The sequence below is a fragment of the Albimonas pacifica genome (genome assembly GCF_900113695.1).
GTDB classification, from domain to species: Bacteria; Pseudomonadota; Alphaproteobacteria; order Rhodobacterales; family Rhodobacteraceae; genus Albimonas; species Albimonas pacifica.
This window is the reverse complement of the sequence record NZ_FOQH01000007.1, coordinates 327,664-341,792: the sequence shown is the minus strand read 5'-3', so window position 1 is coordinate 341,792 and position 14,129 is coordinate 327,664. Positions and strand designations below refer to the sequence as shown.

General features: G+C 74.9%; 10 protein-coding genes. 4 read left to right on the top strand and 6 right to left on the bottom strand.

What is annotated here, in order from left to right; translation table 11 throughout:
* Window positions 1-158 precede the first annotated feature (158 nt).
* Window positions 159-1,622 carry a catalase gene (locus tag BM064_RS16880; RefSeq protein WP_092861411.1) on the top strand — a complete coding sequence of 488 codons (1,464 nt, stop codon included), beginning with the start codon at window positions 159-161 and terminating at the stop codon, window positions 1,620-1,622.
* Between the two features lie 1,046 nt (window positions 1,623-2,668).
* On the opposite strand, the gene BM064_RS16870 is transcribed toward BM064_RS16880, so the two are convergent.
* The 5 genes from BM064_RS16870 to BM064_RS16850 all read right to left on the bottom strand — a co-directional run bounded on the left by BM064_RS16870 (window position 2,669) and on the right by BM064_RS16850 (window position 8,539).
* Window positions 2,669-3,613, bottom strand: a complete 945-nt coding sequence (locus BM064_RS16870; protein WP_092861407.1) for an efflux RND transporter periplasmic adaptor subunit — start codon at window positions 3,611-3,613, stop codon at window positions 2,669-2,671.
* A 148-nt stretch (window positions 3,614-3,761) separates the two neighbouring features.
* Window positions 3,762-5,312: a VOC family protein gene (locus tag BM064_RS16865; RefSeq protein WP_092861405.1), complete on the bottom strand. Its 1,551-nt coding sequence runs from the start codon at window positions 5,310-5,312 to the stop codon at window positions 3,762-3,764.
* A complete protein-coding gene (locus tag BM064_RS16860) occupies window positions 5,309-5,929 on the bottom strand; it encodes a glutathione S-transferase family protein (RefSeq protein WP_092861403.1) in 621 nt (206 codons plus the stop codon). The genes BM064_RS16865 and BM064_RS16860 overlap by 4 nt, the downstream gene beginning before the upstream one ends.
* 56 nt (window positions 5,930-5,985) lie before the next feature.
* Complete coding sequence (locus BM064_RS16855) at window positions 5,986-6,819, bottom strand: alpha/beta fold hydrolase (RefSeq protein WP_177236307.1); 834 nt, start codon at window positions 6,817-6,819, stop codon at window positions 5,986-5,988.
* Window positions 6,820-6,877: 58 nt separating this feature from the next.
* Window positions 6,878-8,539, bottom strand: a complete 1,662-nt coding sequence (locus tag BM064_RS16850) for an MFS transporter (protein WP_092861399.1) — start codon at window positions 8,537-8,539, stop codon at window positions 6,878-6,880.
* A gap of 726 nt (window positions 8,540-9,265) precedes the next feature.
* Here BM064_RS16850 and BM064_RS16845 point away from each other — a divergent pair.
* The 3 genes from BM064_RS16845 (at window position 9,266) to BM064_RS16835 (ending at window position 12,985) form a co-directional block, all read left to right on the top strand.
* Window positions 9,266-10,102: an alpha/beta fold hydrolase gene (locus BM064_RS16845; protein WP_218161062.1), complete on the top strand. Its 837-nt coding sequence runs from the start codon at window positions 9,266-9,268 to the stop codon at window positions 10,100-10,102.
* A gap of 42 nt (window positions 10,103-10,144) precedes the next feature.
* Window positions 10,145-10,840 (top strand): hydrolase, encoded by a 696-nt coding sequence (locus BM064_RS16840; protein ID WP_092861395.1) that lies wholly within the window; start codon window positions 10,145-10,147, stop codon window positions 10,838-10,840.
* A 147-nt stretch (window positions 10,841-10,987) separates the two neighbouring features.
* On the top strand, window positions 10,988-12,985 hold the full coding sequence (locus BM064_RS16835) for an amidohydrolase (protein WP_245779193.1): 1,998 nt from the start codon (window positions 10,988-10,990) through the stop codon (window positions 12,983-12,985).
* Between the two features lie 96 nt (window positions 12,986-13,081).
* On the opposite strand, the gene BM064_RS16830 is transcribed toward BM064_RS16835, so the two are convergent.
* The gene (locus BM064_RS16830) at window positions 13,082-14,107 is read right to left on the bottom strand and encodes a zinc-binding alcohol dehydrogenase family protein (protein WP_092861547.1); all 1,026 of its coding nucleotides are present in this window, start codon (window positions 14,105-14,107) and stop codon (window positions 13,082-13,084) included.
* Window positions 14,108-14,129 lie beyond the last annotated feature (22 nt).

The window sequence follows — 14,129 nt, the reverse complement described above, 5'->3', positions numbered from 1 at the left end:
GCGCGGCGGCGCCGCCGCGGAACGAGACCCCCGGAGCCGGCCACGCGCCGCGACGCGCCCCCGGCGCCGCCTTGCGCTCCGATTGATGCGGACCGCGACCGTCAGCCGGCGCGCTCGACAAGCCGGCGCCCAGCGTGGACCGAACGGACAGGACGACCATGACGACCCAGGATTCCCCGAGGCCCCGTCTGACCACCGCCTCCGGCGCGCCCGTCGCCGACGACCGCAACAGCCTCACCGCCGGCCCGCGCGGCCCGATCCTCCTGCAGGACTGGCGGCTGGTCGAGAAGCTGGCCCACCTGAACCGCGAGCGGATCCCCGAGCGCGTGGTCCATGCCAAGGGATGCGGCGCCCATGGCCGGCTGAGGATCACCGGCGACATTTCGGACCTGACCTGCGCCGCCGCGCTCCAGCCCGGCGCCGAGACGCCGGTGATCGCGCGCTTCTCGACCGCGGCCGGGGAGCGCGGCGCCGCGGACCTGGAACGGGACGTGCGCGGCTTCGCGCTCAAGATCTACACGCCGGAGGGCAACTGGGATCTGGTCGGCGCCAACACGCCGGTGTTCTTCGTGCGCGATCCGATGAAGGTCCCCGACCTCTTCCACGCCCAGAGGCGCCATCCGCGCAGCAACCTGCGCTCGCCCGCCGCCATGTGGGACTTCTGGTCCCTGACGCCCGAGAGCCTGCATCAGGTCACCATGCTGTTCTCCGACCGCGGCCTGCCGGTCGGCCCGATGCACATGAACGGCTACGGCGGCCACGCCTACAGCCTGTGGACCCGCGAGGGCGCGCGGGTCTGGGTCAAGTTCCACTTCAAGACCTGCCAGGGCCATCGCCACTACACCAACGCCGAGGCGCGGCAGGTCGTGGGACGGAGCCGCGACGGCGCGCAGGAAGCGCTTTTCGCCGCGATCGAGGAGGGCGCCGTCCCGCGCTGGCGCGTGCAGATCCAGGTGATGACGCAGGACCAGGCGGAGGCGCTCCCCTTCGATCCGTTCGACCTGACCAGGGTCTGGCCGCAGGCCGACTTCCCCCCGATCGAGATCGGCGTGCTCGAGCTGGACCGCAATCCCGACGACCACTTCGCCGAGATCGAGCAGCTCGCCCTCAGCCCGTCGAACGTGGTGCGGGGCATCGGCCACTCGCCCGACCGGATGCTGCAGGGCCGGATCTTCGCCTACCCCGACGCGCAGCGCCACCGGCTGGGCGTCCACCACCAGGCGCTGCCGGTGAACCGGCCGCGCCGCCCGGTGCACGCGCGCCACAGGGACGGGGCGATGCGCTTCTTCGGCCCCGCCCCCGATCCCGACGCCTGGTACGCGCCCAACAGCTTCGGCGGCCCGCGCGAGGATCCTGCGTTCGCCGAGCCTCCGCTCGACCTCCACGGCCCGGCCGACCGCCACGATCCCCGCGAGGGGGCCGACGACTTCGTCCAGCCGCGCGCCCTGTTCCTGCGCCTCGACGAGGGGCAGAGGCGCCGGCTCTTCGCCAATATCGCCGAGTCGATGCACGGCGTGCCCGCCGAGATCGCCGAGCGGCAGGTCCTGCTGTTCCAGCAGGTCCACCCGGACTACGGCGCCGGCGTCTGCGCGGCGCTCGACGCGGAGGACCCGCAGTTCTGACGGGCCCGGGGCCGGGACGGACGCGGCGGGCGGCGGGCCGGGGAAACGGCCCGCCCCGATGCGGGCGCTCCCGCCGTCGTCCCGGCGCCTGGCGACCGGGGCGCCGCGCGGACCGGCGCGCCCGGGTCCGCGCCGGGGCGGCGGCGGAGGCCGGTCCGCCCGCACCGGCGGCCGGGGGCGGGACGCCGCGGGGCGCGCCCCATGACGTAGCGAGCGCACGGCTCGATGACGGACGGCGAAAGGAGACGACGCGATGGGCACCGGATGGCCTCACCTCGACGACCCTGCTTGGCGCGGGACCTGCCCCGCGCCGCGCCTGACCCTGCGGATCTCCGCAGACTGCCGGTTCGCGGATGCGCCCTGGCGGGTCCGGACCTCGAACACCACGGTCTTCGTCACGGCCTCGGGGCTGGCCTCGACGCCGATCCCGGACGGTCCGGGCGCCGAGGCTCCGCCCGGCGGGCGCGGGCGCGGGGCAGGGGCCGCCGGCGGCGACGACCTCCGGGCCTCGGCCGATCCCGGGCCGGACAGGGTCGCGCGGTTTCGCGCGGACCTCGTGAGGCTCGTCGCCGAGTTCGCAGGGCGGCCGACCTTCGACGAGGCCCCGGACGCGGGGCCCGCTCCCGGGCCGCTGGGCGACGTCCCGCGCGACCGGCCCGCGACGTCGCGCGAAGACGCGCGGGCGGCGGCGGACGGCCGCGCCTCCCCGGGCGAATTCGGCCCCGTCGATCCGTTCCGGGACGCGCTGGATCCCGCCGCGTGCCCGCCGTCCGCGCCGACCGCCGGCGCCGCGCCGGCGGATGACGCGGCCGCGCGGGAGGATCTCCCGGCGAGCGTGTGCTGGCGGCTGGTCCTCGAGGGCGTGGAGGCCGAGATGACCTGCAGCCGCGGCGACGGGCGGCGGGCGGGCCCCCTCCCGCCCTGTCCGTTCGCCCGGGCGATGTCCGCGCGCCGGCCGTGAGGGCGGGACGCGGCGCCCGCGCCCATGAATCCTCCGGGCGCGAACGGGGCGCGTCGCGGGCTGGACCCGGCCGGGGCGCGCGCCCTCAGTCGGCGTCTTCCCAGGCGTTTCTCGACAGCACCGTCACCGCCATGCCCGGCCGCAGGAGCGAGTCGGGGTTGGGGAAGCGGGCCCAGACGGTCACCGCCCCGGTCTGCGCGTCCACCTCCGCGCTCGCGGCGTGGGGAATCGCCTCGGCGGGGTAGTCCCGCCCGCCCGGCAGACGCAGGCGCAGGCGGACGGCGGAGAGCAGCTCCTCGACCGAATTCGCGTCCGCGGCGTCCAGCGTCGCCAGCCGTTCGGCATAGCTGACGCGGTAGGCGACGCGCGCCGGATCGATCGCCACGATGGTGGCCAGCGGCGGGGCGGCCTTCGCCTCGAGATAGGCGCCCACCGCCACGCCCGGCGGCGAGATCAGGCCGGAGATCGGCGCGCGGATCACCGTGCGGTGGAGATCGAGCCCCGCGCGCCGCTCCTCCGCCTCGGCCAGCGCCAGGGCGGCCTCGGCGCGCGCCGCCTCGGTCCGCGCCGGGCCCAGGGCCGAATCCGCGGTGATGCCCCGGTCGTGCAGCGTTTCCTGCCGGGCCTTGCGTTTCGACGCGCCCTCGAGCCGGTGGCGGGCGTCGTCGACCCGGGCCCGCGCGATCTCGAGCGCGATCTCCGCATCGGTGGGATCGAGCCGGATCAGCGGCTGCCCCGCCGCGACGGCGTCGCCGCCCTCGAACAGGATCTCGACCACCACCCCGTCGAGGCGGCTCGCCAGCACCGCCCGCTCCGAGGCTTCGACGCGGCCTTCCAGGACCAGCGGATCGGCCCGCAGCCCGCCTCCTGCCGCGAGGCAGAGGAGGCCGGCGAAACCCGCCAGCAGGGCCTTTCGCCCCGCGGCGCGCCGCCGCCCGCGGGAGGCGCCGGTCGGTCGCGGCGCCTTCGCCTGCGGGCGGGCCGCGGCCGCGCGCCGGGCGTCGAACGGGGCGAGGTCTGGTCCTGTCATGCTTCCGATCCGTCTGCAGCGAGGTCCGGTCGCCCCCCGCCCTGCGCGGCAGGGACCCCGGAGGACGCAGGGTCTCGGGGCCCCGGTCGGGTCCGGGGGCCCCGTGCGATGCGGGCCGGCCGGCCGCCCGCTCCGGTGCGGCGACCGCTCATGGCGCCGCGAGGGCCTGACCGAGCCAGGCGGCCGCCTCGGCGACGTCCGTGTCGGTCAGCTCATGGCCGCCCGGCGCGCGCCGGGTCTCGACCCGCGCGCCGCGCGCCCTGAGGTCGTCGGCCAGCGTCGGCGCGGCGCCGGCCGCGGGGTCCTCTCCCCCCTCGATCGCCAGCGCATGGGCGCCCGAGAGATCCCCGGCCGGCGGCGGGTCGAGGACCTGGACCCCGCGCAGCAGCACCGCGCGCCGCACCGCGGACGGGTGGAGCTGCATCGCGGCCGCCAGGAAGTTCGCGCCGTTGGAATAGCCCAGGAAGCCAAGCCGGGCCGCGTCCAGCCCGTAGCCGGCCACCGCGCCGTCCACGAACGCCGCGAAGGCCGCGGCCTCGCCCCGGATGTCGGCCTGGTCGAAGGTCGCGCCGTCGAACCGGCGGAACCAGCGGTTGACGTTCTCCTCGGTCGCCCGCCCGCGCACCCCCAGCAGCGTCGCCCGCGGGGCGATGCGCCGCGCGAGCGGCATCAGGTCGGCCTCGTTCCCGCCCGTCCCGTGCAGCAGCACGAGGGTCGAGCCGTCCGGCCGCTCCGGCCGGTTGAAGCGGTGGATGAAGGGCAGCCGGCGGGCGGGGAAGCGCTCTTCCCCGGGCAGGGCGAACTGGGGGAGCATGGCCGCGAGGTCCTCGGCCCGGCCCGCCGCCTGCGGGGGGACGAACAGGGTCCGGCCCAGCGCCTCGGGCGGCTCGTCCACGGTCATGCCGGGCCCGTCGGTGGCGTGCTCCATCAGGATGCCCGCCGGATCGCGGACATAGAGCGAGCGGAAATACTTCCGGTCGTGAACCTCGGTCGGGCCGTGATCGCGCAGCGACCGGCGCAGGGCGTGGAGCGCCCCGGCGTCGGCCGCGCGGAAGGCCACGTGGTCCGGCACGCCGGCCCCGGGGACCGAGGGCACGAAGCCCGGCGCGTCCCGCACGTCGACCACGTCGGTCGGCGACCGCAGGCGCTGCGTCGGGCCCGCCCGTTCCGCCGGCCGGTAGCCGAACCGCGCCAGGAAGGCCGCGGTCTGCGCGCCCCTGTCGGTCAGCAGGGTCACGCCCCGCAGGCGGGACGGCCCCCGGGGAAGCGGGGCGGGCGAGGGCAGGTCGACGCCCACCAGCTTCACGATCAGCCCGTCGGGGTCCCGCAGCCGCAGCACCGGCTCGGCGAACTCGCGCGTGGGCCCCTCGAACGGGACCCCGGCCTCGAGCGCCGCGGTCAGCCAGTCCGCGAGGGAGGCGGGCGGCACCGCCAGCGCGACCTCCAGCACCTGGCCGACGCCGCTGCGCCCGCGGCCCGCGGCCTCCCACACCAGGAAGGTCAGCAGGGATCCGGGGCTGCCGAGACGGTCGCCGTAGACCAGGTGGAGCTGCTCGGCGTCGGCGAAGCCCGCCGTCCGCTTGACCAGCCGCAGGCCGAGGAAGCCGGCGTAGAAATCGACGTTGGCCTGCACGTCGGCGGTGATGCCGGTGACGTGGTGAAGCCCCCCGGTCGTCGCTCCGGCATCGCCCCCGCTCACGCCGCCGCCTCGCGCGCGAGGATCCTCTGCACCGCGGGATCGGCGGCGAGCCGGTCGTGCAGCGCCTGCACGTGGGCAAACGCCTCCAGCCCGTCCGGCAGGAGCTTCATCCCCCAGCGGATCATCGGGAAGGCGTAGGCGTCGATCACCGAGCGGCCGCCGTCGAGCATGTGCTCCCGCCCGTCGAGATGGCGGTCCAGGACGCCGAACTGCCGCGCGGCCAGCCTGCACCCGGCCTCGCGCGTGGCCCTGTGCGCGTCCTCGCCCTTTTCGGTCGTGTAGCGGCCGGGGCTGAAGATCGGCCAGAAGGCGGCGTGCAGGTCCGAGGTGAGGAAGGCGGACCAGCGATGCGCCTCGGCCCGGGCGCGGAGGCCGTCGCCGCCGCCCAGCCCCGCCTCGGGATGCTTCCGCGCCAGGTAGTCGAGGATCGCGCCGGCCTGGACCAGCAGCCAGCCGTCGTCCTCGCGCAGGGTCGGCGCCGCGCCGGCGGGATTGACCGCCTGCAGCTCCTTGGAGCCGAACCGGACCCGGACCGCCTCATAGGGGGCGCCGATCCATTCGAGCACGATGTGCGGCGCCAGCGAACAGGCGCCGGCGGCGTAGTAGAGCGTGGGCATGGCGTCTCCTTTCGGGGATGAAGCAGGGATCGGGGGCGCCGGCGGCGCCCGCCGCGTCAGGCCGAGCGCGCGAAGGCGAGCAGGTCGGCGTTGGCGAGCTCGGGGTGCGTCGCCAGCAGCCCGTGGGAGAGGCCGGCGTAGGTCATCATCGTGCCGTCGCGCACCAGCCCGATCGCCTTGCCCGCCGAGATCTCGACCGGGACGAGCTGGTCGTCCTCGCCGTGCAGGAACAGGATCGGCGCGGCGATCGCCTCCAGGTCCCCGGTGAAGTCGGTCTCCGAGAAGGCGGCGATGCCGTCGTGCTGCGCCTTCGCGGCGCCGGCCATGCCCTGGCGCCACCAGTTGTCGATCAGCGCCCGGCTGACCCGCGCGCCCCGCCGGTTGAAGCCGTAGACCGGGCCGCGGGCGAGATCGAGGAAGGCCTGCGCCCGATCGGCGGACAGCGCCGCGCGCAGCCCGTCGAAGACCTCCGGCGGCACGCCCTGCGGGTTCGCCTCCGAGCGCGCCAGCCCCGGCGGGATCGCGGCGATCAGCGCCGCCGCGGCCACGCGGCCCCGCTCGGCGCGCGCCGCGTAGCGCGCGACCTCGCCGCCGCCGGTCGAATGGCCGATGTGGATCGCGTCGCGCAGGTCCAGCGCCTGGACGATCTCGGCGACGTCGGCGGCATAGGTGTCCATGTCGGCGCCGCGGTCGGTCTGGTCCGAGCGGCCGTGCCCGCGGCGATCGTGGGCGATCACCCGGTAGCCGTGGGACAGGAAGAACAGCATCTGCGCGTCCCAGTCGTCGGCGCTCAGCGGCCAGCCGTGATGGAACATGACCGGCTGCGCCGCCTTCGGACCCCAGTCCTTGTAGAAGAGGCGGGCGCCGTCGGATGCGGTGACGATGGCCATGGCGATGCTTCCTTGCGCTCGGCTCGGGGCGGTGGAGGGGGCCGCGGTCCCCGGCGGGTCAGCGCGGCCGCAGCAGGTGCCGCACCACCGGCGGCGCGTCGCCGAGGTGGTGTTCGAGGAGCAGCGCCTGGTCGATCTGGTCGGCGCGGGTGGTGCGGGCGTGCTGGCGCTGGTGCTCGACCCAGCTTTCCACCACGAAGGTCTCGACCACCCGCCCGGGATCGGCCACGTCCTCCCACACGTCCCAGCGGATGGCGCCGTCGCGCTGGCGGCGGGACTTGAACCCGCGCAGGGCGGCGACGAACGCCGCCTGCCGGTCCGGGTCGACGCGGTAGGCGATTTCGACCAGGACCGGGCCGCGGTCGGCGTCCGGCCTGGCGTGGACCACGGGCTCCGCCCAGTGGTGCGAGGGGGCGAGATCGGCCGCCGCCTCGCGCGGCAGCCGCCAGCGCAGCGCCAGCACGGCCGCGAGGGCCTGCCCCGCGCCCGCGACAGCCAGGGCCGCGGGAACCCCGGCGCCCGAGGCGAGCGCGCCCCACAGCACGCTGCCGCCCGTCATCGCTCCCTGCAGCGTCAGCAGGTAGACCGCCAGCGCCCGCGCCTTCACCCACCCCGGCGAGGCCATGTGCGCGGCGAGGTTGAGCGAGGTCAGCATCCCGATCCAGCCCAGCCCGGCCAGGAACAGGACCAGGCCCGCGACCCAGGCCTGACGGGTCAGCGCCAGCGCCAGCGTCGCCAGCGCGAAAAGCAGCGTCGCGCCGACCGACAGCGGATTGGCGGGCACCCTCGCCCGCAGCCGCTTGAGCCCGAGCGCGCCGGCGACCGCGCCGGCGCCCATGCAGCCCAGCAGCACCCCGTATCCGGCCGCGTCGAGCCCGAGCCCGCGGCGCGCGATCAGCGGCAGCATCGCCCAGAGCGCGCTGCCGAACACGAAGAACGCCCCCGCCCGCAGCAGCACCAGGCGCATCTGCGGCGAGTGGCGGGTGTAGCGATACCCCGCCTTCAGCGCGCCGACGAAATGCTCGGGCGGCAGCGTCCGGTCGGCGGCGGGACGCTTCCAGGCGACCAGCACCGCCAGCACCCCCAGCACCGAGACCGCGTTCAGCGCGAAGACGGCCGGCGTTCCGGCCAGCGCGACCACGACCCCGCCCAGCGCCGGGCCCACCGCGCGCGAGATGTTGACGCCCAGGCTGTTGAGCGCGATCGCGTCCGGCAGGGCCCGCCGGCTGACCAGCTCCGGCACGATCGCCTGGAACACCGGCGCGCTGAGCGCCGCCGCGACGCCCAGCACGGCGGTCGCGCCCAGCAGGATCAGCGGCGTGACGAGCCCGCCGGCCGCCAGGATCGCCATCGTCATCGCCGCGACCAGCCCCAGCGACTGCGCCCCCAGCAGCAGCCGGCGCCGGTCGACGATGTCGGCCAGCGCGCCGGCCGGAAGGGCGAGAAGGAACATCGGCAGCGTCGTCGCGGTCTGGACGAGGGCCACGAGCAGCGGGCTCGGCGACAGCGAGGTCATCAGCCATCCCGCGCCCACGTCGTGCATCCAGGTTCCGACGTTGGAGACGATCGTCGCGAGCCACAGCGCCCGGAACACCGGATGGGCCAGCGGGCCCGCGCGCCCGTCGTCCTGCGGCTCCTGCGGCTCCTGGCCGGTCCTGGTCGCGGCCGCGGTCTGCGGGGCGGCTCGGTCCGTCGCGACGGTCGTTTCTGCGTCAGGCATGGGGTCCTTCGGGGTCGGAGCGGACGACGGCCGCGCGCGGGCGGCGCCGTCGGCGGTTCTGGACGGCCCGTCGGGCCCGTCGCGGGCGCTCGCCGGCCGTCGCGGGCGCGGTCTTGCGGGCGAGGCCCAGGGCGGCCGGCGCCCGGGCAGGCCCCGTGCCGCGAGGGCCCCGGCGCCGGCGAGGCGCCCGAAAGGATCCGGGTCCGCCGGCTCCGGCGCTCCGCCGGGCTGGCGGCGGCGCCCGGGGGCGTCATGTCCGGGAGAGCCTAGCCGGGCGCCGTCCGCCCCGCGGCGCTGGGCCTGCCGCGAAGGGGCCGATCTTGCGGTCTTTCAAGAACATGGCCGGGCAACCGGCGAGGCAGGGGCGCGCCGGCGGACGACCCCGGCGGGTCCGGGATCCGGCCCGCGGCGCGGCCCGGGCGGGGCCCTCCGCCCCTCCGGCGGCGACCGGAGGGGCGGGATGCGCAAGTTCGGTCCATGTGCAGCAGAACCCGCAACGCCCCGGGCGTCGAAGCGGCCTAGCCTGCTTTCGACCTTCCCGATGCTCGGCGTGCCGAACCCGCGGCGAAGCCCGGTCAAGCGAAAGGATCACCCATGCGCAGCAACCCTCCGACCCCTGCAACGCTGACGCGGCGGACGGCGCTCTCCTCCGCCGGGGCTTTCGCCGCCGCGACCGCGTTCCCGCTTCCGGGTCTGGCTCAGGATCGAACCCAAGGAGATCGTGCGATGGCGCAGATCACCGCCCCCGACGGCAACCGCATCTTCTACAAGGACTGGGGCCCGAAGGACGCCCGGCCGATCATGTTCCACCACGGCTGGCCGCTCAGCGCCGACGAGTGGGACGCGCAGATGCTGTTCTTCCTCTCGAAGGGCTACCGGGTCGTGGCGCACGACCGGCGCGGGCACGGCCGCTCGGAGCAGGTCGACCACGGCCACGACCTCGACCACTACGCCGCCGACGCCTTCGCCGTGGTCGAGGCGCTGGACCTGCGCGACGCGGTGCATGTGGGCCACTCCACCGGCGGCGGCGAGGCGGCGCGCTACGTGGCGCGCCACGGCGAACCGTCGGGCCGGGCGGCGAAGGCGGTGCTGGTCGCCGCGATTCCGCCGCTGATGCTCCAGACCCCCGACAACCCCGAGGGCACGCCGATGGAGGTCTTCGACGGCCTGCGCGCGGCGCTGGCCGGCAACCGCGCCCAGTTCTTCCTCGATCTCCCCGCGGGCCCCTTCTACGGCTTCAACCGCGAGGGCGCGACGGTCCACGAGGGCCTCGTCCAGAACTGGTGGCGCCAGGGCATGATGGGCGGCGCCAAGGCGCATTACGACGGCATCAAGGCCTTCTCGGAGACCGACCAGACCGAGGACCTGAAGGCGATCTCCGTCCCCACGCTGGTGCTGCACGGCGAGGACGACCAGATCGTCCCGATCGCGGCCTCGGCCCTCAAGGCGGTCGACCTGCTGCCCGACGGCACGCTGAAGACCTATCCCGGCTTCTCGCACGGGATGCTGGCGGTGAACGCCGACGTGCTGAACGCCGACATCCTGGCCTTCATCGAGAGCTGAGGCGCCTGCGGCGCGACGCCAGCACTTCCAAGGAGAGAGACGATGACCCAGCCCGAGCTTCTGACGCCGGAGAACTGCCAGCTCATCTTCATCGACCAGCAGCCGCAGATGGCCTTCGGCGTGCAGTCGATCGACCGGCAGGTCCTGAAGAACAACGTCGTGGCCCTGGCGAAGGCGGCCAGGGTGTTCGGCATCCCGACCACGATCACCACGGTCGAGACCGAGAGCTTCTCGGGCCACACCTACCCGGAGCTGCTGGCGGTGTTCCCCGATCATCCGCTGCTCGAGCGGACCTCGATGAACTCGTGGGACGACCGGAAGGTGCGCGACGCGCTGGCGAAGACCGGCCGCAAGAAGATCGTCGTCTCCGGCCTGTGGACGGAGGTGTGCAACAACGCCTTCGCCTTCAGCGCGATGGCCGAGGGCGGATACGAGATCTTCATGGTCGCCGACGCCTCGGGCGGGACCTCGCAGGCGGCGCACGACTGGTCGATGCAGCGCATGGTGCAGGCCGGCGTCGTGCCGGTGACCTGGCAGCAGGTGATGCTGGAATGGCAGCGCGACTGGGCGCATCGTGAGACCTACGACGCCGTGATGGGCATCGTGCGGGAGCATTCCGGGGCCTACGGCATGGGCGTCGATTACGCCTACACCATGGTTCACAAGGCGCCCGAGCGCGTCGCGCACGGCGCGCGTCTCGCGCCCGTCCCCGCCGGAACGACCGCCGCCGCCGAGTAGCGGTCCCCAAGCGCCGGACCCGACGGCCGCGTCCCACCGCGCGGTCGCCCCCTGTCCCTGCCGGCGCACTTGGCGGGTCCGCGACGCCCCCCGCGGGCCCGTCATTTTCCGTGAGGCAGGGAGGCGCACGAAGCGAGGACGCAAGACATGCGCGACAGCCGACGATCCTTCCCGCCCGCCGCCCCGGGCGTCAGCCGCCGATGGGTCGCCAGATCGGCCGCCGCGGTCGGCGCCCTCGGCCTCGCCCCCGGATGGGCGCGCGCGCAGACCGACGCGGCCGACGGCATGGCCGACACGATCGTCGCGAACGCCCGCGTCACCACGCTCGACCCCGCGAGGCCGGAGGCGGAGGCCGTCGCGATCCGCGACGGTCTGGTCCTGGCGACGGGATCGCAGGCCGAGATCATGCGGCTCGCGGACGCCCGGACCCGGGTGATCGACGCGGGCGGCCGGCGCGTGATCCCCGGCCTCAACGACAGCCACACCCACCTGATCCGCGGCGGGCTGAACTACAATCTCGAGCTGAGGTGGGAGAACGTCCCCTCGGTCGCCGACGCGCTGCGCCTGCTGAGGGAGCAGGCCGACCGCACGCCGCCGCCGCAGTGGGTCCGCGTGGTCGGCGGCTGGTCCGAGTTCCAGTTCGCCGAGCGGCGGATGCCGACGCTCGACGAGATCAACGCCGCCGCCCCCGACGCGCCGGTCTTCATCCTGCACCTCTACGGCCGGGCGCTGCTGAACCGCGCGGCGCTGGCGGCGCTGGGCTTCGACCGGGACACGCCGAACCCGCCGGGCGGCGAGATCCAGCGCGACGCGCGGGGCGAGCCGACGGGGCTGCTGATCGCCCGGCCCTCGGCGCTGATCCTCTATTCCACCCTCGCGAAGGGGCCGACGCTGCCGCTCGAGGACCAAGTCAACTCCACCCGCCACTACATGCGCGAGATGAACCGCCTGGGCATCACCAGCGTGATCGACGCCGGCGGCGGCGGGCAGAACTATCCCCAGGACTACGACGTCATCCAGCGGCTGCACGACGCGGGCGAGCTGACCGTGCGGATCGCCTACAACCTCTTCGCCCAGACCGCGGGCGAGGAGCTGACGGACTACGAGCGCTGGATCGCGATGACCGAGCCCGGGGCCGGCTCGGACATGCTGCGGATGAACGGGGCGGGAGAGAACCTCGCCTGGTCGGCCGCGGATTTCGAGAACTTCCTCGAGCCGCGCCCCGACCTCGCCCCCGCCATGGAAAGCGAGCTGGAGCCGATCGTCGAGCTGCTGGCGGAGAACCGCTGGCCGTTCCGCATCCACGCCACCTATGACGAGAGCATCGACCGCTTCCTGTCCGTCTTCGAGCGGGTCGCCCAGCGCCAGCCCTTCGAGACGCGCTTCATCATCGACCACGCCGAGACGATCACGCCGCGCAACATCGAGCGGATCGCGGCCCTGGGCGGCGGCATCGCCACCCAGCACCGCATGGCCTTCCAGGGCGAGTATTTCGTCGCGCGCTACGGCGCGGACGCCGCGCAGGCGACGCCGCCGATCCGGCGGATGATCGACATGGGCGTGCCGGTCGGCGCAGGCACCGACGCCACCCGCGTCGCCTCCTACGACCCCTGGGTCGGCCTCTACTGGATGACCACCGGCAAGACGCTGGGCGGCCTGCCGCTGAGCGCCGAGGCGGACGTGCTGTCGCGGGAGGAGGCGCTGCGCCTCTGGACCCACGGCTCCGCCTGGTTCTCGGGCGAGGCGGACGTGAAGGGGACCCTCGCGCCCGGCATGTACGCGGACCTCGCCGTGCTCTCGGCCGACTACCTGAGCGTGCCGCCCGAGGAGATCCGGGGGATCAACGCGGTCCTGACCCTGGTCGGCGGCGCGGCGGTGCATGGCGAGGGCGACTTCGCCGACCTCGCCCCGCCCCTGCCGCCGGCCTCGCCGGACTGGAGCCCGGTCGGCGCGGTCCCGAGCCCGGGCGCGCGCCACGCCTCCCTGGCCGCCGGGACCCGCTTCGCCCGGTCCTGCCACGACGGCTGCGCCAGCGCCTGCGCGATGCACGGCCACGACCATGGCATCGCCTGGGCCAACCCGATCCCCGTGAAGGACCTGAAGTCGTTCTGGGGCGCCCTCGGCTGCTCCTGCTTCGCGGTCTGAGAGACGGGCCGCAGGAGAGACTGGCTGCAGGAGAGACGGGCCGCAGGATCGTCGAGCGGGGGCCGCGCCGTCCGGGACGGCGCGGCCCCCCGGCCGTCAGCTCGAAGCGGCGGGGAAGCCCTCGACCACGATCTTGCCGCGGGCGGCGCCGGTCTCGATGCGCCGGTGCGCCTCGCGCATCGTGGCCGCGTCGATGGGGCGGAGCACCTCGGCGACCGTGGTGCGCAGGCGGCCCGCGTCGATCTCGTCGGCGACGAAGTTCAGCAGCCGGTGCTGCTCGATCATGTCCGGGGTGCGGTGCATCGCGCGGGCGAACATGAACTCCCAGTGCAGGGCGGCGGCCTTGGTCTTCATCATCTCCATCGGCATCGGGTGGTGGGTGTCGTCGATGGTCACGATCCCGCCCTGCGGCCGGATCAGCTCCACCGCCGCCGCCCAGTGGCGCATGTCGTTGAAGATCGCGACATGGTCGACATGTTCGAAGCCCAGCGCGCGGACCTGCGCCACCACGTCTCCGCGGTGGTCGACCGTGTGGTCGGCGCCGAGCGACAGCGCCCAGTCGATGGTCTCGGGCCGCGAGGCGGTGGCGATCACCGTCAGGCCGCTGCGCTTCGCGAGCTGGATGGCGATCGAGCCGACCCCGCCGGCGCCTCCGAACATCAGGATCGACTGGCCCGCCGAGCCGCCGTCGCGGTCGATGCCCAGGCGGTCGTACATCGCCTCGTAGGCGGTGATCGTGGTCAGGGGCAGGGCGGCGGCCTCGGCGAAGTCGAGCGTGCGGGGCTTGCGCCCGACGATGCGCTCGTCGACCAGGTGGAACTGCTGGTTGGCGCCGGGGCGGGTGATGTCGCCGGCGTACCAGACCTCGTCGCCGGGGCGGAACAGCGTCGCCCCGGGCCCCGCCTCGACGACCACGCCGGCGGCGTCGTAGCCGATGACGCGCGGGGTCTTCTCGACCGTGTCCTTGGGCGCGCGGACCTTGGCGTCGACCGGGTTCACGGCGACGGCGCGCACCTCGACCAGCAGGTCGCGGCCCTGCGGCGACGGGCGGGGAAGCTCCACGTCGATCAGCGCCTCGGGGTCTTCGATGGGCAGGTAGCGGGTCAACGCGACGGCTTTCATCGCGGCGGCGGGGGGGCGGGTC